Consider the following 17,598-nt stretch of genomic DNA (forward strand, 5'->3'; position numbering starts at 1 on the left):
ACCTTCATATCTGAATCAAATCCCGAACGAGACTCCGGTCAACTTCTCCGACAGTGTCCACAAACCCGAGGCTGTCTTCGTATCGTGTGACTTCTTGTTCGACCCCACGACCTTCGGATACCCTCGCTGCTCGAACGGACCGTCCGGTCCGATGTAACTGCCGCCGAAGGCATCCGGCGCGGTTGCCGCCCACAGTTCGGGAAGGGCGCCCATCTCCGCGGACTGCGCGAAGATCGAATTGCCGATTCCCATCAGCTTGTCCTGGATCGACTCGGTGTGCCCCTGCAGGTTCGTCGACGCGTATCCCGGATGCGAAGCGAGCGCTTTGAGCGAAGATCCCGACGCCGCGAACCTGCGTTGAAGTTCGTACGTGAACAACAGATTGGCAAGCTTGGACTGCCCGTAGGCCAACCATCGGTTGTACTTCCGACGCTCGAAATTGAGATCGTCCAGATCGACAGTTCCGAGCTGATGCAGGGCACTGGACATCGTCACGACACGATCGGTGAGCTTGTCCTTCAGCAATCCGGTCAATGCGAAGTGTCCGAGATGGTTTGTGCCGATCTGCATTTCGAATCCGTCGACCGTCCGGCGGAACGGAACCGCCATCACGCCGGCGTTGTTCACCAGGACGTCGACCTTCTCCGTTGCGTCGGCGAAGGCTCGTACCGACGACAGATCCGAGAGGTCCAATTTGCGGACAACCGCGTTGGGCCCGATCTCGGCGGCTACGGCGTCGGCCTTCGTGGTGTCACGACAGGCGAGGACGACGTCGGCCCCGGCTTTGCCCAGCGCTCGTGCGACTACCTCACCCAGTCCGCTGTTCGCCCCCGTGACGACAAATGTGCGGCCGGTCTGATCGACTACGTCTTCTGCGGTCCATTTGGTCATGCTTTCCAGCGTACGTGCCTTACTCGCCGGTAGGGAGGGGTCGCTTTCCGTCATCGCCTGCGCTTGGCGCGGATGGGCTTGGCGCCCGGCAGCGGCGGTGCAGCCACTCTGGGCGACGGGGGCGCGGTCATTCCGGGAGTCGGCGACGATTCGGCTTCCTTCTGCTCCGCAGCGATGCGTCCGTACACAAAATGCTGTTGTCCCAGCGTCCAGCAGTTGTTACTCACGAAATACAGCAGGATCGCCACGGGCGCGAACGCACCGAAAGCGATCACCCCCACCGGAAACACCCACAATGCGAGCTTGTTCATGATCGCTGTTTGAGGGTTGACGGTTCCGGTGTCCACTTGGCGCGCGATGGATGCCCGCGATGTGAAATGTGTAGCGACGGCGGCAAATATCATCAGCGGTACCGCTACCAGAATGATGGAGATACGGCTGACGTCGCCGAATGCTTCCAGTTGTGCTGCCGGGCTCGAAATCATGGCGGACAACGGTGCGCCGAACAGTTTGGCGTCGAGAAAAGACTGCACATCCGAGGCACTGAAGAAGTAGTTGGCCGTGTTCGCGTTGTCCGCCACCGACATCGGTTCGGTCGGGCTCAGAAACGGGACGTGCGATGCCGCTCCGGTCCGATTGAACGATCGCAGGACGTGATAGAGACCAATGAACACCGGTGCCTGAACCAGCATCGGCAGACAGCCGAGCAACGGACTGTAATTATGTTCTTTCTGCAGCTTGGCCATCTCTACAGTGAGTTTCTGCCGGTCACCCGAATACTTCTTCTGCAACGCCTTGATCTGAGGTTGCAGCTTCTGCATCACCAGTTGAGTGCGGACCTGCTTGACGAAGGGTTTGAACAGCAGGGCTTTGAGCGTGAAGACGAGAAATACGACCGACAACGCCCACACGACGCCGTTGTCGGGTGATCCGGAGACCAGTGAGAAGACCTTGTGCCAGAACCAGAGGATTCCGGACACGGGGTAGTAGACAAAATCGAGCATGACGAATGAACCTCACCGAAAGGCACGCTCAGAGAGACGAGAGCGCGGGAATGGTCGTGGACGCGAGACGTCTGACCGACCTACGACGAGTTCACACCCGCCGACTGCCGATCTACAGACCGATTCCCGGAGCTCGAGGTTGCGGACGACCGGGCGCGTCCGGGCTGCTCTGCCTGCGGAAAGCACCACGCAGGCAGCGTTCGTCATCAGACGGGCCAGTGGCCGAAACCGCGCACAGTTGCAGAAGTTCGTACTTCGAGGAAGTTGCGAGCGCAGCGACCACGAAGACGGCAATCGCAGTTCCCAGCACCGCGGCGCTACCCGAGGAACCAAGCGGAGGCACTGCGAGAAGAGCGATGAACGGCAGCAGAAGCAGCAACAGTGACCGTGTCACCGTTCCTGTGCTCCGCTGTTGCATGACTGCGAGAGTACAGAACGTCTGCCGAATCCAGCCAGACGCTTGCCTCACGTACTTGTTCGCGCAGCCATTTGTGCGCAGGATCGTGGTCCATCCGACCGTGCCACTGTTGAGCGTTCGGCGCTCCCGCTGCGAATCGCCTGACCGGAGCCGGGGGACGCCGGCCGCCGTGCCCTCCTTGATTCGGATTACGAAAGTCCGTCGAAGTTCTCGCGATCGATCAACAGGCCTTGCACCCACAATGCCGCTCGAAACAGGTATGCACCCCGTCCAACTGACCGGTGCGAACACGTCGAGGCGCAACCAGGCTGAGTGTCGCAAGCCGAAGCCCGATCACACCCAGCTGGACACCTGCTTCGGGACGCATCGACGCAAAGGCAACACGCGAAATGTCGCACCACCGATTCACCGACCCCCGCACGAAGAAGCATGCACTCGGAAGGGCGCTTGTCGTCGGCGTTCTTTCCCTGACAACCCTTGCCGTGAGTATCGACACCGCGAACGCTCAGGCCCCCGTGCTTCGGGACTGGAACATCGCCGCAGTTTCCGTCGACACGAATCCGGCGAAGGTGTCAGCTTTCGCTTCCTCGGATACAGGCCGCGTATTGGCAGCCGCAGAGTCCAAGATCGGCGCTCCGTACGTCTGGGGCGCGACCGGGCCGGACTCGTTCGACTGCTCCGGTCTCGTTCAATGGGCCTATGCACAAGCGGGCGTTTCGATTCCGCGAACCAGCTACGACCAGGCGGTTGGCGGCACTCCAGTTTCCCGGGACGATCTACAGCCGGGTGACGTGGTCCTGTACTACGGCGGGGAGCATGTGGGGATCTACGCCGGAGGCGGTGAGGTCGTTCACGCCCCGACGTCCGGGGAGTCGGTCGAACGCGCACCCGTGGACTCGATGCCGTACTACCTCGCCCGACGTTACTGACATGAATCCCGCAAGCTCGATGAAACAGCGTGTATCGCGGCGATATTCGAATCGCTCGTCGCGAGCCGAACGATTGACGCTCCCCCATTGCGCGGAATGTGATGTCATCCTCTCACCCGCGAGCGCGGTCTGCGCCCGGTGTCGTGGGGCGCGGTTGGACGTGACGCGGTGTTGCGGAGACGGCACTGTCGTGTCCTGGCGAACGGTTCACGGCGACCCCTCGACCGTTCTCGCCATCGTGGAATTGGACGAGGGGCCGTGGCTGTACACTTTCCTCACCGAATCCCCTCGCGTGGATGCGCCTGCACCGCTACGAGTGTCGTTTCAGGGGCGTGAAGAAGGTAAGCGCTACCCGGTGTTCTGCTTGTGCGGCGACGACCGTGGTGAACTGCTATCGGACGTCAACTCCGGCCTGCTGAACCATTGACCTCACGCGAGTCACGCTCCTGCGCGGTCGAGACGTACCACGCTGCGATCTGCGCTCTGGAACTGAATCCCAGTTTTGTCAGTACGTGTTCCACGTGTCCCTGAGCGGTGCGCAGCGAGATTACCAAGTGCTCCGCAATCGCGCGATTGGTCAACCCTTGGGCAACCAGTTCCGCAACTTGCTGCTCACGCGGAGTGAGGTGAGGCCCTTCAGCCGACGACGCAGTCGTGACACTGGAGCGCTTGTCGAGCGCATATGCGACAGCTTCACCCTCGGACATCGCAAACCCGCTGCGAAACGACTTGTCGAAAGTATCGTCACCCATGGCTTTGCGAGCAGTCTCTGCAGCAGTGTCGTGATGAGCTGACAAACCCGGCAGGCCCGCCAGCCGCCCCCCGACCTTCTGCCAATACATGGCTGCCGCGCCGAGCAGAACCGCTGCATGCTTCCAATCACGTTGCGCTGCAGCAATCCACGCCAACGGCTCGATACACCACGCCGAGTTCATCGGGGCATCGAGAATTCTCAGACTTCGAGTCAAATAGTCACTTGCGGCATCCAATTCACCTCGGAGCCAGCTCACGAGCCCGAGAGTTCCCAGCGCAAATGCCTGGAACATCATCTCGTCGGCGGGCACGGTGATCGCGAGAATCTCTTCGTTGCACTCCACAGAGCGATCAAGGGCGCCGGACAGGAAGTACGCGACTCCCAAGGTGTCCAGGCCGATCACAACATGCAGCAGATTCTTGTCGAGTCGAAACAGCGTCAACGCGGATTCCAGCTTGGCTGTAGCGGTATCGAAGTTACCTCTGAAGGTATCGACGTATCCGTCTCCCCACGTCGCCAAGCCGCGCGAGCGCACATCCGCCAAGTCGTTTGCCAGGCGCCAACTCTCGTCGACCAACTCTTCTGCCCGTTCGAGTTCCCCCTGCATCGCGTGATTCACGGCGTCGATGGCCAAGACATCCACTCGGAACGGATCCAGCTCTCGATCCTGTGCATTCAAGGCTCGATCCGTCCAATAACGCGCCTGCACAAGCAATCCACCTGCAAGCCAGAATCTGTACAACGCACCGACCATTCGCGTTGCAGATCGCGCCTCTCCGGCAGTGGAAATCGAGTACTCCAACGCATCGTTGACGTTGCGCTGTTCACGACCGAGCCTTGCGATCCAGGCAGCTTGCCGGCCACTGATCCACTCGGCTTCCGCATGAACGACCAGTGCCTCGAACCAATCACGATGGCTTCGACGCAGAGCGGAATACTCACCGGCGGACTCCAACTTTTCATGTCCGTACTCCCGGAGTAGGTCGAGGAGGTGGTACCGAACATCCCCGTCGGTTTCCTCACGAATCAGGATGGACTTCTCGACCAACGCGGTGACGAGATCGAGCACTTCGGTCGAATTCATGTCCTGCCCACACACGCCCTCAACGGCGTCGAGGTCGAACCCACCCGAGAACACCGACAACCTCCCCCACAACTGCTGTTCGGTTGGCGAGCAGAGGTCGTAACTCCAATCGATCGACAATCGCAGCGTCTGTTGACGACTCGGAACGTCGCGTCCACCCGTTGTAAGAAGTCGGTATCGATCCGAGAGCCTGTTCATGATCTGCTCAGCAGACATACCACGCAGGCGAGCTGCCGCCAGTTCGATCGGAAGTGGGAGTCCATCCAAGTCATGACAGATATGCGCAACGGCGCGCTTGTTCTCCTCGGTGAGGGTGAAACCAGGTACGACGGAAGCCGCACGCTCGGTGAACAACGACACCGATTCGTACTGGGCAATTCCCTCGAATTCGGGCGGCTGTTGCTGCGGTGTGGTGAGTGAGGGAACGCGCATCGTCACCTCACCGCCCAGGCCCAGCGATTCGCGGCTCGTCGCCAGGATCTTGACGCCGGCACATCGCCGTAGGATCGCGCCTACGAACACAGCGACGGCATCGACCAGATGTTCACAGTTGTCGAGCACCAACAGCAGACTCCGATCGGCGCAGTAGTCGATCAATGCCTGCAGCGGGTCCGCCGACGAGACCGACCGGACACCAAGGGTCACGGCGACATGATCTTCGAGGAGATCCGAATCTGTCTGCTCCCCCAGTTCCACCAACCAGGCACCATCTCGAAACACCCGTTGCAACGCGCCCGCAAGTCGGATCGCGAGCCGTGTCTTGCCCACGCCACCGATCCCGGTGAGTGTCAACAAACGGGACGTCTCGAACAATCTCCTGGCGTCGGCCAACTCACGCCGACGACCGACGAAACTCGTCAGCTCCAAGGGCAGGTTGCCGACAACTCGCTGGTCGGCTTCTGAGCGCACAGCGGATGCCATCGACCGACTCGCTTTCTGCCATACCACTACACAACAACGCTACCCCCACGATCGGCCTCCCGAGCAGCACTCACGCGAGCATGTGATCGGAGCCCACTTGTTCTCCCCCGAGTGCGAGATGCACGACGGCCACACCGGCGTCACGCAGACGAAACAACGTATTCCTACTCTGGCAGACAGACGAAGGGAGACCGACATGCCGCCGCGCCGTAGATCGGTACTGCTGACGCAACTGGTAATCGATGCTCCCGGAAGTCCACAACAAACGATCCTCGACGAACTGCGGCGAGTGATTCTGTCGGGTTCGGCGCCTCCGGGTACCCCGATTCCTCTCGGCGACGTGGCTGATGTGTTCGGTGTCAGTCGAATACCTGTGCGGGAATCACTGAAAACACTGGTCGGAGAGTCCTTGGTCGACCATCGACATCAATTCGGCTACACCGTTGCTCAGCTGACGCCGGCAGAACTGCGAGAGATGTACATCGTCCGCGAAACTCTCGAATCAGCTGCATTGGCCGTCGCCGTCGAGCAGGCAACCGAAGAGGATCACGAACACGCCGTCGAGGTGAACTCCCGTTTGGAGATCGCATTGCGCTACGACGACTCTCAGTCCTATCACTGCGAGAGCCGAAACTTTCATCTCGCACTGACCCGACCGTCTCAGATGCTTCGACTTCTGCACATGTTCGAAGCTGCCTGGAACATCACCGAACCAGTACAGCCGATGGTCCATGTTGCCGGCGTCGATCGCCGGGTTCTGCACTCGGATCACACCGCGATGCTGGACGCATTCCTGCGTCGGGACGCATCCGCACTTCTGAGCGCTTCCGAAATCCATCATCGCCGACTCGATACCGTGATCGCGACTCTACCGACAGACACCGGTCTATTGGCCGAAAAAGATATACCGATCGCGCAATAGTCGTGCAACACAGCATCGATACCTTTCTCTCAACACAGTTTTCATCACTGACGCTGAGAGCTCGTGGCACCGTCCGCTGATTTCCTGCACTGATGCACAGGAGCTGTCATGACCGACATTCTTCCGTCCCGAACGACCACTACCCCCACTCCCCCAAAGGAAAGCGGATCGGGTGACCTTGTCGAAGCCGCGGGTCACCCTGTCGGAAGCGGCCTGATCAAGCCGGGCTACGACCCTCGTTTGACCAACGAGGACTTGGCGCCGCTTCGCAGGCAGACCTGGTCGTCGTACAACATCTTCGCCTTCTGGATGTCCGACGTACACAGCGTCGGCGGATATGTCACTGCCGGTAGTCTTTTCGCACTGGGATTGGCCAGCTGGCAAGTACTCGTCGCCCTGCTGGTCGGTATCACGATCGTCTACTTCTTCTGCAATCTCGTCGCCAAGCCCAGCCAAGTTACCGGCGTGCCGTATCCGGTGATCTGCCGCAGCGTGTTCGGCGTCCTCGGCGCGAACATCCCGGCAATCATTCGTGGCCTGATTGCCGTGGCTTGGTATGGAATTCAAACCTTCCTCGCTTCAGCAGCCCTCGATGTCGTACTGATCAAACTCTTTCCGTCACTCGCGCCCTATGCCGTCGTCGAAGACTACGGATTCGCCGGACTCTCCGCACTGGGCTGGGGAAGTTTCATGCTCCTGTGGGTACTTCAGGCCTGTGTCTTCTGGCGAGGCATGGAATCGATCCGCCGCTTCATCGACTTCTGCGGGCCGGCTGTGTATGTCGTGATGTTCATGCTGTGCGGCTACCTGATCTACAAGGCAGGCTGGAGCGCCATCGATCTCACGCTCGGCGACGTCAAGTACTCGGGTTTCGACGCCGTGCCGGTCATGCTCGGTGCGATCGCTCTGGTTGTCTCGTACTTCTCCGGACCGATGCTCAACTTCGGCGACTTCTCCCGCTACGGAAAGTCGTTCGCTGCCGTCAAGAAGGGCAACTTCCTCGGTTTGCCGTTGAACTTCCTCGTATTCTCGGTGTTGGTCGTCGTCACTGCATCGTTGACGCTGCCGGTGTACGGCGAACTGATCACCGATCCCGTTGCGACCGTTGCACGAATCGACAGCACCTTCGCCATCGTTCTCGGAGCACTCACCTTCACCATCGCCACGATCGGCATCAACATCGTGGCCAACTTCATTTCCCCGGCCTTCGACTTCTCCAACGTGAGTCCGCAGAAGATCAGCTGGCGCGCCGGCGGAATGATCGCAGCGATCGGCTCGATCCTCATCACGCCGTGGAACTTGTACAACAATCCGGACGTTATTCACTACACACTCGAAACCCTCGGAGCCTTCATCGGTCCGCTGTTCGGAATTCTGATTGCCGACTACTACCTCGTGCGCAAGCAGAAGGTCATCGTCGACGAACTGTTCAGCATGTCGCCGACCGGAACCTACTGGTACAGCAAGGGATACAACCCTGCTGCAGTGATCGCCACCGTGGTGGGAGCCGTCGTCGCGATGGTCCCGGTCCTGGGCAAGGACCTCACCGGGATGTACACCGCAGCGCAGTACAGCTGGTTCATCGGTTGTGGGCTCGGATTCACCGTCTATTACCTACTCGCCGCGCGCTCTTCCTCAGCTGTCCGGAATGCTTCCTCTCCCGACACTGTGACGGTCGACTGATCGTCATGAGAATCAAGGTGATCAACCCCAACACCACGTGGGCGATGACCGCCAAGATCGAGGAATGTGCCCGGACCGTCGCAGGCTCGGGCACATTCGTCGAGGCTGTCAGCCCTGCCATGGGTCCCGCGTCGATCGAAAGCCACTACGACGAAGCTCTCAGCGTCCCCGGAATCCTGACCGAGATCGCCGCCGGAGAAAAGAACGAAGTCGACGGCTACGTCATCGCTTGCTTCGGTGACCCAGGTCTTGATGCAGCCCGAGAGTTGGCCAAGGGCCCCGTCGTAGCTGTTGCCGAAGCGGCAATGAACTACGCAAGTTTCCTGGGTCGCGGATTCAGCATCGTGACCACTCTCGGTCGAACCCGCGGCCGCGCAGCCGATCTGGTGGACCGGTACGGCATGCAGGCTCGGTGCCGGGGTATCCACTCCTGCGAGATTCCGGTTCTGGAACTCGATCGTGATCCCGACGCGCGAAAGGTGATCTTGGAAGCCTGTTTCGACGCATTGGAGCAAGACGACTCGGACGTCCTCGTGCTGGGTTGCGCCGGCATGGCGGACCTGTGCCAGGACTTGTCCGACGAACTGGGTGTCCCGGTAGTCGACGGCGTTGCCGCTGGGGTCACGGTGGTTCAGTCGTTGGTCACCCTCGGGCTGTCGACCAGTTCGCGCGGCGAGTTCGCACGCCCACTTCCCAAGAACTACACCGGTACACTGACACCGTTCTCGCTGTGAGCGTGCCTGAGCGAGAGTCGAACACCTGTCACCAGCAGCGCCAGGACCGCGAACAATACTCCAGCCCAGACTAATTGGCGGGTTTCGAAATGCGCGAGAAACAGTCCACCGACCGCAGTGCCGAGCGTGATCCCCAGGTTGGAGAACGAGATGAAAAGGCTGTTGCCGAATTCAGGCGCGTCGACTGCGTCTCGCCCCATCCAGCTCTGCGAAACCACCAGTCCACCGGAATGCAGTACACCCCAAACTAACACGGCTACAACCATCGCGCCGAAGTACGGGCCCGCCAGATAGAGCATCACGTAGACGACGATATACAGCAAGGGAAAAGCCACAACCGTGCGCACCACCCCCTTGGCGAGCAGAGCCCCGAAGACGAAGTTGCCGAAGATCATCACGACACCGAAAGCCAAGAGCATCGCGCTGATCCACGATCCGCTCATGCCGGTCACTTCGCCGAGGTATTCGGCAAAGTATCCGTACACCGAGAACATGGCTGCGAAGACGAAGGTGACGGAAAGAATGGTCAACCACACGCGCGGCCGGCGAAGTATCCCGACCTGTGCACCGTACGACAGGCGTTGTGTCACAGGAGCCGAGGGCAGAAGTACGACAATCCCGAGAAACGCGAGAACGTTGACCACGGCGCCGAACACGAATGCTGTCGACACCGAAAAGTTCTCGGCCAAATAGGACGTCAAGGGCACGCCGAACGCGAATCCGACTGTGACGCCTGCAAATACCTTGGTCACCGCGGCGGTCGCCTGTTCCGGCGATACCAGACGAACCGCACTTGCAAGCGCGACAGCGAAGAAGACCGGATGAACCACGGCGGGGATGATCCGAAATGCAAACATCACCTCGAAACTCGATGTGGTCGCATACACCACATTGGAGACCGCAAAGACTGCAATCGCCACCAACAGAACGGTTCTCCTGTTGATTCCCGAGGTGATCAGCGTTGTGAACGGACCGGTCACCGCCACGACGAGTGCAAACACACCGACCAACCATCCGGCAGTCGACGCGGTGATACCGAACTTTTCGCTGATCTGAGGCAGAACCCCGATAATGCCCATCTCCGTAGTGATGATTCCGAATACACCCAACGCCAGAACCGGTATCAACAATTTCGACTTCACGACACACTCCTCACTACTTCGCCACACAAGACAGTTACATATCTATATATGTAGATATATCTGGTTGAACAACCCGACCGACGAGGGCAATTCGGCCGCTACAGCTTTTCGCGAACGAATTCCCTGAACTCGCCGATCACGGATTCGTTTCGTCGGTAATACGTCCACTTCCCGATGCGCTCGGACTCGAGCAGACCCACGTCTTTCATGCCCTGTAGATACCCCGAGATCACCGACTGGGCAAGTCCCGATCGCCCCTGGATGTCACCGACACAGACTCCGATGTGAAACCCGAGATCCTGCTGCGTATACGAGTCCTCGTCGAAATACTTCGCCGGATGCGCGAGCCACTCCATGATCTGCAGGCGAGTCGGGTTGGACAGCGCCTTGAAGATCGCCAAAGCATCCATGGACCACACCCCTCTGCACGACAACCGGAACGCATCTACTTTTATGGATATGTTTGGCGAAGTCAAGCCCGATCCGGACCGAAAGCCGTCTGCATCACATCGAAGCATTCGAAGTGAGCTGCGACACTTACGTTTCGACGACCTGCGGAAATCTCAGCGTCGACTTTCTATCTGTGACGACTTGTTTATAGTTATCGCCAACAACGAATTGCCGGAAGTTTCCGGTTCACCTCAGAACGTCCGTGGGTGAACACAATTCGCTCAACACCAGCCGTACCCGGCTTGTCATTCGGGAGTCGAACCATGAACACACCGCATCAGTTCAGGGTCGTCACCTCATGGTGATGTCGAAGCTCGCCAAATGGCAGCTGGTCGCCCTCGTCGTGGTTGCACTCCTGGGCTTGATCTATGTCGGAGCGAAATACGTACGGCTGGACAATCTTCTGGGATTCGGCCAATACACGGTCAAAACCGAACTGGCGACGTCCGGTGGCATCTTCACCAACGCCGAAGTGACCTATCGCGGTGTACCCGTCGGACGCGTCGGGGACATGTCGCTCACGTCCGACGGAATCGAAGTCGACCTGTTGATCGACAGCAGTGCTCCGCAGATTCCCGCATCCGCGCGGGCCGTGGTGGCCAATCGCTCAGCCATCGGCGAGCAGTACGTCGACCTTCAGCCCGATACCGACCAGGGCCCGTTCCTCGAAGACGGCTCGGTGATCGCCGTGGGCGACACAACCACGCCGATCCCGATCGAGAATGTCTTGACCAGCGCCAACGGTCTGGTGCACTCCGTTCCGGTCGACGCACTCCACACCGTCGCGAAAGAACTCGGCGCGGCATTCAACGGCAAGGGCGAAGATCTGCAGGTACTTGCCGACTCGCTGTCGGGGATCTCCCAGTCGGGCCTCGACACCCTTCCCCAGACCCTCGGACTGATCCGCGACAGCCAGACGGTGCTCACGACCCAGTCCGATCAATCGTCGGCGATCAAGCAGTTCAGCACCGACCTCGACGCACTGACGGCGCAATTGCGCACCAGCGACCCCGACATCCGACGCGTGATCGACAACGGCATACCGGCCAGCGAACAAGTCGGCTCTCTCGTCACCGAAGCCGGCCCCGCGCTCACGACCAACCTCTCCAACCTCTCCGCCGTTGCAGCGGCAGCCGCACCGACACTGCACTCGCTGCAGCCCTTCCTGCTCTTCCTGCCTGCGCTCGCCGGGGCGGCGCCCACCGTTGCACCGGGAGACGGCACAGTACATCTGGGCTTGGTACTCGAGACCAACAACCCGCTCTCGTGCACCGTCGGTTACGAAGGGACCATGGCGATCCTCGACGAGATGAAGCGCAAGGACCCGAACTTCGACGACACGACGCAGAACTTCCCGTTGAACACTGCCGCCAACTGCCAGGCACCTCAGGGCAGCGAAACGGGAGTTCGTAGCGCCAACCGCATCGCGTTCGCCGACCCGAACACCTCGCAACCGTGGGACGGCAAGCCCAAGGTGGACCCGGACAAGCTCAACCTGAACCCGATTGCCACTCAACTCGCACCGATGCTCGGCGCCACCCCGAAGTAGCCGTAAACAACTGGCACCGTCGACCCTCCGCGACGATGATGATGTGATGTCGGAAGGAACGCCTGAAGGCGAGTCACAGAGCATGTCACGAGGTTTCGACGAACTTGTCGCCGAAGCGGAATCCGCCTCCGTCGACGGGTGGGATTTCTCGTGGCTCGACGGACGCGCCACGGAGCAGCGTCCGTCGTGGGGGTACCAGAGGCTGATGGGTGAACGTCTCGGCCGCGCCGGCGCCGCATTGGACATCCAGACCGGCGGCGGCGAAGTCCTCGCCGCTGCACCGTCACTCCCGCCGGTGATGGCTGCAACCGAATCCTGGCCACCGAACATCGCCAAGGCCACCGCCCTTCTGCGTCCCCGAGGTGTGGTGGTGGTCGCCGATCCGGACGAGCCGCCGCTACCGTTCGCCGATTCGGCTTTCGACCTGGTGACCAGCCGACACCCAGCGACGGTGTGGTGGACCGAAATCGCGCGGGTACTCGAACCGGGAGGAACGTACTTCGCTCAACATGTGGGTCACGCCAGCGTGTTCGAACTGGTCGAGTACTTTCTCGGTCCTCAGCCGCAGGCTCGTCGCGGACGGCACCACGAGGACGAAACTGCCGACGCGATTGAGGCCGGGCTCACCGTCGTCGACCTTCGTTTCGAGCGTCTGCGCATGGAATTCTTCGACATCGGCGCCGTTGTCTACTTCTTACGCAAGGTGATCTGGATGGTTCCGGGATTCACCGTCGCGCAGTATCGGGACCGGCTCCGCGAACTCGATCAGCAGATCCGTCGCGACGGATCTTTTGTCGCGCACTCGAGTCGATTCCTGATCGAGGCACGCAAGAGCTGAGCGCACCGCGACGGGCCGCACATCCCGAATGTGATCGATGCTGCTAGTCGGACTCGTCGGCGTCGCTCCGCGAGCCGATCGCAGCGGCAAGATAGTCGCCGAGTTCACGCTGAAGGTTCGCGTCGAGTGCCCGGGCCAGTGCCGAATGTACCGACGCCACACCGAGTTCACGCATCGTCTGGAGCATCTCGGCTGTTCCGGCAACCTCGTCGCCCTCCGGGAGCCAACCGACCCCGTGCTGATCGACGATGCGATCCTTCGCCGCCTGAATCAGGTCTTTGGCGATCCCGTCCACAGCGTTGTGAAGCTTTTCGTGCACATCGACCAGTTGATCGAGAGTGAAACCGTAGTCGAGGAGACTCGAAAATCCGCTGAGCAAAGCAGGATCGGTGAAAACGCAGTTCTCTCCTTCGATCTGTACCAGTCCGAGATCTACGAGACGATGCAGTTGACCATCTGCATCTCCCCCGAGAAACTCGCGTACGACGGCCATATCGATACTCACGGTGTCGCTGCGGGACCATGGTTCGGTGACCGCGTGCTGCAGACCCAGCACCTCTGTCAGGTCTTTCCCGCTTTCCCACCCGGTGATGAAGTCGTCGATATGCGCAGTGGTGAAACCTCGTTGAAGAAGCGTGTCGATCAGCTTGAGGCGTTCGAGGTGCGCGTCGCCGTAGATGCCTACCCGCCCACGCTTCTCCGGCGGAGGAAGCAATCCACGTTCCTGATATGCCCGTACATTCCGCGAGGTGGTGCCCGCAGCGCGCGCTAGATCGTCGATGCGGTACTCGGTCACCGCCTCGTCTCCTCTGCCGCGTCGGTCGTCACGATTCCAACTTAGTGGCAACACCAGGCCGATCAGAACCCGGGATCAGGTCTGCGCGGTGTCTTTCTCGCGCACCGTGCTCGTGTAGTCCCGAAGATCCACCGATTTCAATTGGTTCACGTACTGGGTCGCGAAACCGGGAAACATAGTGGCATTGAATCCTTCGTCGGTGAGATACCAACTCGAACATCCCGAGTTCCACGTGGTCTTCGACAGCCGACGCTGCAACTCGACGTTGTACGCATCTTCGACATCTTGACGAACATCGAGTGCCTTGAGGTCGCGCTCGAGAACGATCTTGATCGCTTGGGCGAGATAGTCGAGTTGCGCTTCCATGTACACAAGGGCGGAGCTGTGCCCCGGACCCGAGTTGGGTCCGAAGGTGAAATACAGGTTGGGATAACCGGATACCGCAATGCTCTTGTACGCACGCGCCCCGGATTTCCACTCCTGAGCGAGCACACGTCCGTCCCGGCCGATGATCGGGACCGGTGTTCCGGTCTTGCAAACGTCGAAGCCGGTGGCGAAGACGATGCAGTCGAATTGATGCTCGATCCCTTCGACCGTGCGAATGCCATGTGGCGCCAATCTCGCGATCGGCCAGGTCACGAGTGTGCAATTGTCTTGCTGGAGAGCCGGGTAATACTCGCTGGTCATCAGCAACCGCTTGCACCCTGCCCGAAAGTCGGGAGTGAGTTGTCGCCGCAACCACGGGTCCTTCACCTGCATGCGCAGATGAAGACGCCCGACTGTTTCCACCACCCTCGTCAACGGGGATTCCCACACCACCCCGAGAGCTACCGATTCGTGTCCCCAGTACCAAGCCCGACGCGCCAGAGTCTGGACGACCGGATGACGACGGTACAGATCCTTCGTGCGAGATCGGGTGCGTAGGTTTGCTCGCGGCAATGCCCATCCCGGTGTTCGTTGGAAAACCTTCACTGATCGTGCAGTTTTCACGAGTTCAGGGACGATCTGGACGCCACTGGCCCCGGTTCCGATCACTGCGACCCGCTTGTCGGTGAAGTCGTAGTCATGGTCCCAGCGAGCACTGTGAATCTTGTGTCCTTCGTAGCTCTCCAAACCCGGAACAGCAGGAAAGCTGACGTTCGCCAGCGGACCGGACGCCATGACGACGGTCCGGGCAATGACCGCTTCACGGCCCTCGAGCGCGATCGCCCAGACACCTGTCTGCTCGTCCCACTCGACGCCCGTGACGTTGCACCGAAACCGAATCTTCGGCTCGAGGCCGAACTCTTTCACCATCGTTCGGATGTAGCCGAGGATCTCCGCGCTGGCCGAGTAGGTGTGCGACCAGTCCGGGTTCGGGGCGAAACTGTACGAGTACAGACGGGACGGAATGTCGCACGCAGCTCCCGGATACGTGTTGTCGCGCCACGTCCCGCCGACCTCCGTGCCGCGTTCGAGAACGACGAAGTCCTCGATACCGTTCTGCTTCAACCGAATCGCCGCTCCGATTCCTGCGAAACCTCCACCGATGATCGCCACTGACAGTGGCTCGGCAGTACTCATGCGAGTGGCTCGTACGTAAGTTCCTTGGCCCAGGTCGGCTCGGAATTGAGCCTGCTGCCGGAAAGTCGGCCAGTGACCTTGACCATCCGATCGGCAAGCAGATGGTAGGGATGGTTGCGATTGATGACCATGTTGCCGTGCCACTTCACCACCCGATACATCGGGACGCGGAGCGCGGCCGGACTCCGTTCGCCTACGTTCCTGAATCGCTTCATCGCGGTGTAGAGCCGTTCCTCGTTCACTCCCATGTCGACGATGTTGTCGCGCATCTTGTTCAGCAGCGGGATGTAGCGAAGTGTCCCGATGATCAACGCCGGATTCATCCAGGCGCCGACGGTTTCGACAACGAGCTTGCGCGTCGTCGAGTGCCCGAGCATCTCGATCACCGCAAAATCGACCGCCAGATGCCTGGACTCGTCTGCATTGATCTTCTTGAACACAGCCTGACAGACCGGATCCTCGATCTCGTCCATGATGAACTTGACCAGGGCTCCGTCGAGCGCCACCTCGAGCATCGGTATGACGGTCCCGAGAATCGAGAGCGACAAACCGTCGGAATGCTTGTCCAGCCAGTCGATGACGAGCTTGACGTTGATGTTGGGCTCGGGCATCTCGTCGCCGTCGAGCATTCCCCACCGACGCATCAGCGCGAGTTCGGCGTTGGCGTGCTTCTGTTCCTCGGCGTGGAAATGCCGATAGATGTCTCGGAGAGTTCCAGTCGGCGCCTTGAGAGCCATCGCAGCGAAGCCACGGGCACCAACGTTCTCGATCCACATCAGGTCCGACATGAACGGTTTCAGCTTCGCATGAAGCTCTGGACTGATCGTCTCGGCGCCCGGAGCATCCCAGTCGATGTCCACCAGAGCCCACTGGCGGTCCTTGATCTTGTGCAGCATGCCGTCGAAATCGAAGGACATGTCACGCTCCTTTCGTGCTCGGCGAGTTCGTCTCCGGCGCCGCCGAAGTTCCAGATGATCCCGACTTCTGTTTCGGTGCAAAGCGATTGAGAACTCCACAGCCCCACGTGTATGCAACGGGTAGATACCGTTTGAGTCGCCAGATCACCTTCGCATCGAACTGCGGCACCACGTAGAGTCGACCCTTGTCGTAGGCGTCGAGAGTGGTGACGGCGATGCGCTCCGGCGAAAAGCCGGTTCGCCGCATCAACGCTTGCGCCAATTGTGTTGCTTCCGCGGTGATTCGGCCGTCGAGAGCAACATTTGTCTTGACGAAGGTCGGACACAGCACCGTCACCCGCACTCCCGTACCGGCAAGTTCAGCGGACAAGGTCTCCGAGAGCGACATCACGGCGGCTTTACCGACGTTGTAGGGCGCCATCAGCGGCGCAGCCGCAAACCCAGCAGCCGAGGCCACGTTGATGAATCCCCCGGCGCCGCTCGCACGCAGTTGTGGAGCGAATATCTCACAGCCGTGCACGACACCCCACAGATTGATCCCGAGTGCCCACTCCCAATCGTCGAAACCGATCTCGCCCACCGGTTTTCCACCGATACCCACCCCGGCATTGTTGATCACCAGCGAAAGCGGACCCGCAAGTTCGAGTTCCGCGAACAACGCCAGGTCCTGAACCTGCTCACGAATTGACACATCGCATTTGACGGCGTGCGCGGTACCACCGATCTCATCGATGAGTGCCACTGTTTCCTTGGCCCGTTCCAGCGAGATATCCGCGCAGATCACCTCACCGCCTCTGCGCGCCAACTCCAACGAAAAGGCACGGCCGATTCCGCTGCCGGCGCCGGTCACCACTGCGCGGGCATTGTGGGACAACTTCGATCCGCGGTTCTTGGTCGGTTTCTTGGTCGGCACCGGTCGGCTCACCTTGAAGACGCTTCGACTGCTGTGTGTTTCTCCATCTCCAAAGAGTCATCCACAACCGTGCCAGTTGTCAATGGCCTA

17 protein-coding genes are annotated in these 17,598 nt (G+C 60.1%); 7 read left to right on the forward strand and 10 right to left on the reverse strand.

Going from position 1 to position 17,598, the window contains the following annotated elements; all coding sequences use genetic code 11:
- Positions 1 to 15 precede the first annotated feature (15 nt).
- The 3 genes from QRN54_RS11155 to QRN54_RS11165 all read right to left on the reverse strand — a co-directional run bounded on the left by QRN54_RS11155 (position 16) and on the right by QRN54_RS11165 (position 2,313).
- Positions 16 to 891, reverse strand: coding sequence for an oxidoreductase (locus QRN54_RS11155; protein ID WP_030535283.1), 876 nt, complete (start codon positions 889 to 891; stop codon positions 16 to 18).
- 50 nt (positions 892 to 941) lie between these two features.
- Positions 942 to 1,895, reverse strand: a complete 954-nt coding sequence (yidC, locus tag QRN54_RS11160; protein WP_003939695.1) for a membrane protein insertase YidC — start codon at positions 1,893 to 1,895, stop codon at positions 942 to 944.
- 112 nt (positions 1,896 to 2,007) lie between these two features.
- The gene (locus QRN54_RS11165) at positions 2,008 to 2,313 is read right to left on the reverse strand and encodes a DUF6412 domain-containing protein (RefSeq protein ID WP_029256089.1); all 306 of its coding nucleotides are present in this window, start codon (positions 2,311 to 2,313) and stop codon (positions 2,008 to 2,010) included.
- 281 nt (positions 2,314 to 2,594) lie between these two features.
- Between QRN54_RS11165 and QRN54_RS11170 the strand changes: the two genes are divergently transcribed.
- Positions 2,595 to 3,242 carry a C40 family peptidase gene (locus QRN54_RS11170; RefSeq protein WP_285182036.1) on the forward strand — a complete coding sequence of 216 codons (648 nt, stop codon included), beginning with the start codon at positions 2,595 to 2,597 and terminating at the stop codon, positions 3,240 to 3,242.
- 190 nt (positions 3,243 to 3,432) lie between these two features.
- On the forward strand, positions 3,433 to 3,669 hold the full coding sequence (locus tag QRN54_RS11175; protein ID WP_042922236.1) for a PhlB family protein: 237 nt from the start codon (positions 3,433 to 3,435) through the stop codon (positions 3,667 to 3,669).
- On the opposite strand, the gene QRN54_RS11180 is transcribed toward QRN54_RS11175, so the two are convergent.
- Complete coding sequence (locus QRN54_RS11180; RefSeq protein WP_064687635.1) at positions 3,644 to 6,001, reverse strand: ATP-binding protein; 2,358 nt, start codon at positions 5,999 to 6,001, stop codon at positions 3,644 to 3,646. The genes QRN54_RS11175 and QRN54_RS11180 overlap by 26 nt on opposite strands.
- A gap of 196 nt (positions 6,002 to 6,197) precedes the next feature.
- On the opposite strand from QRN54_RS11180, the gene QRN54_RS11185 reads away from it, so the two are divergent.
- The 3 genes from QRN54_RS11185 to QRN54_RS11195 all read left to right on the forward strand — a co-directional run bounded on the left by QRN54_RS11185 (position 6,198) and on the right by QRN54_RS11195 (position 9,340).
- A complete protein-coding gene (locus QRN54_RS11185) occupies positions 6,198 to 6,923 on the forward strand; it encodes a GntR family transcriptional regulator (protein WP_064114424.1) in 726 nt (241 codons plus the stop codon).
- Positions 6,924 to 7,031: 108 nt separating this feature from the next.
- Entirely contained in the window at positions 7,032 to 8,606 is a 1,575-nt protein-coding gene (locus QRN54_RS11190; protein ID WP_064687636.1) for an NCS1 family nucleobase:cation symporter-1, read from the forward strand.
- A 5-nt stretch (positions 8,607 to 8,611) separates the two neighbouring features.
- Positions 8,612 to 9,340, forward strand: coding sequence for an aspartate/glutamate racemase family protein (locus QRN54_RS11195; RefSeq protein WP_064687637.1), 729 nt, complete (start codon positions 8,612 to 8,614; stop codon positions 9,338 to 9,340).
- Here the strand turns inward: QRN54_RS11195 and QRN54_RS11200 are convergent.
- Positions 9,307 to 10,482, reverse strand: a complete 1,176-nt coding sequence (locus tag QRN54_RS11200; RefSeq protein ID WP_064687638.1) for an MFS transporter — start codon at positions 10,480 to 10,482, stop codon at positions 9,307 to 9,309. The genes QRN54_RS11195 and QRN54_RS11200 overlap by 34 nt on opposite strands.
- A gap of 98 nt (positions 10,483 to 10,580) precedes the next feature.
- Entirely contained in the window at positions 10,581 to 10,892 is a 312-nt protein-coding gene (locus QRN54_RS11205) for an ArsR/SmtB family transcription factor (RefSeq protein WP_007733929.1), read from the reverse strand.
- Between the two features lie 338 nt (positions 10,893 to 11,230).
- Between QRN54_RS11205 and QRN54_RS11210 the strand changes: the two genes are divergently transcribed.
- Positions 11,231 to 12,481 (forward strand): MCE family protein, encoded by a 1,251-nt coding sequence (locus QRN54_RS11210; RefSeq protein WP_397517595.1) that lies wholly within the window; start codon positions 11,231 to 11,233, stop codon positions 12,479 to 12,481.
- A gap of 82 nt (positions 12,482 to 12,563) precedes the next feature.
- Positions 12,564 to 13,319 carry a class I SAM-dependent methyltransferase gene (locus QRN54_RS11215; protein WP_030535277.1) on the forward strand — a complete coding sequence of 252 codons (756 nt, stop codon included), beginning with the start codon at positions 12,564 to 12,566 and terminating at the stop codon, positions 13,317 to 13,319.
- Positions 13,320 to 13,362: 43 nt separating this feature from the next.
- On the opposite strand, the gene QRN54_RS11220 is transcribed toward QRN54_RS11215, so the two are convergent.
- The 4 genes from QRN54_RS11220 to QRN54_RS11235 form a co-directional block, all read right to left on the reverse strand.
- Entirely contained in the window at positions 13,363 to 14,115 is a 753-nt protein-coding gene (locus tag QRN54_RS11220) for a MerR family transcriptional regulator (RefSeq protein WP_285182037.1), read from the reverse strand.
- Between the two features lie 75 nt (positions 14,116 to 14,190).
- Positions 14,191 to 15,678, reverse strand: a complete 1,488-nt coding sequence (locus tag QRN54_RS11225) for a flavin-containing monooxygenase (RefSeq protein WP_007733920.1) — start codon at positions 15,676 to 15,678, stop codon at positions 14,191 to 14,193.
- On the reverse strand, positions 15,675 to 16,595 hold the full coding sequence (locus QRN54_RS11230; RefSeq protein ID WP_064073408.1) for a hypothetical protein: 921 nt from the start codon (positions 16,593 to 16,595) through the stop codon (positions 15,675 to 15,677). The genes QRN54_RS11225 and QRN54_RS11230 overlap by 4 nt, the downstream gene beginning before the upstream one ends.
- Position 16,596: 1 nt before the next feature.
- Positions 16,597 to 17,508, reverse strand: a complete 912-nt coding sequence (locus QRN54_RS11235; protein WP_064073409.1) for an SDR family NAD(P)-dependent oxidoreductase — start codon at positions 17,506 to 17,508, stop codon at positions 16,597 to 16,599.
- Positions 17,509 to 17,598 lie beyond the last annotated feature (90 nt).

This window comes from Rhodococcus sp. MEB032 (assembly GCF_030208925.1).
In the GTDB taxonomy this organism is placed as follows: Bacteria; Actinomycetota; Actinomycetes; order Mycobacteriales; family Mycobacteriaceae; genus Rhodococcus_F; species Rhodococcus_F qingshengii.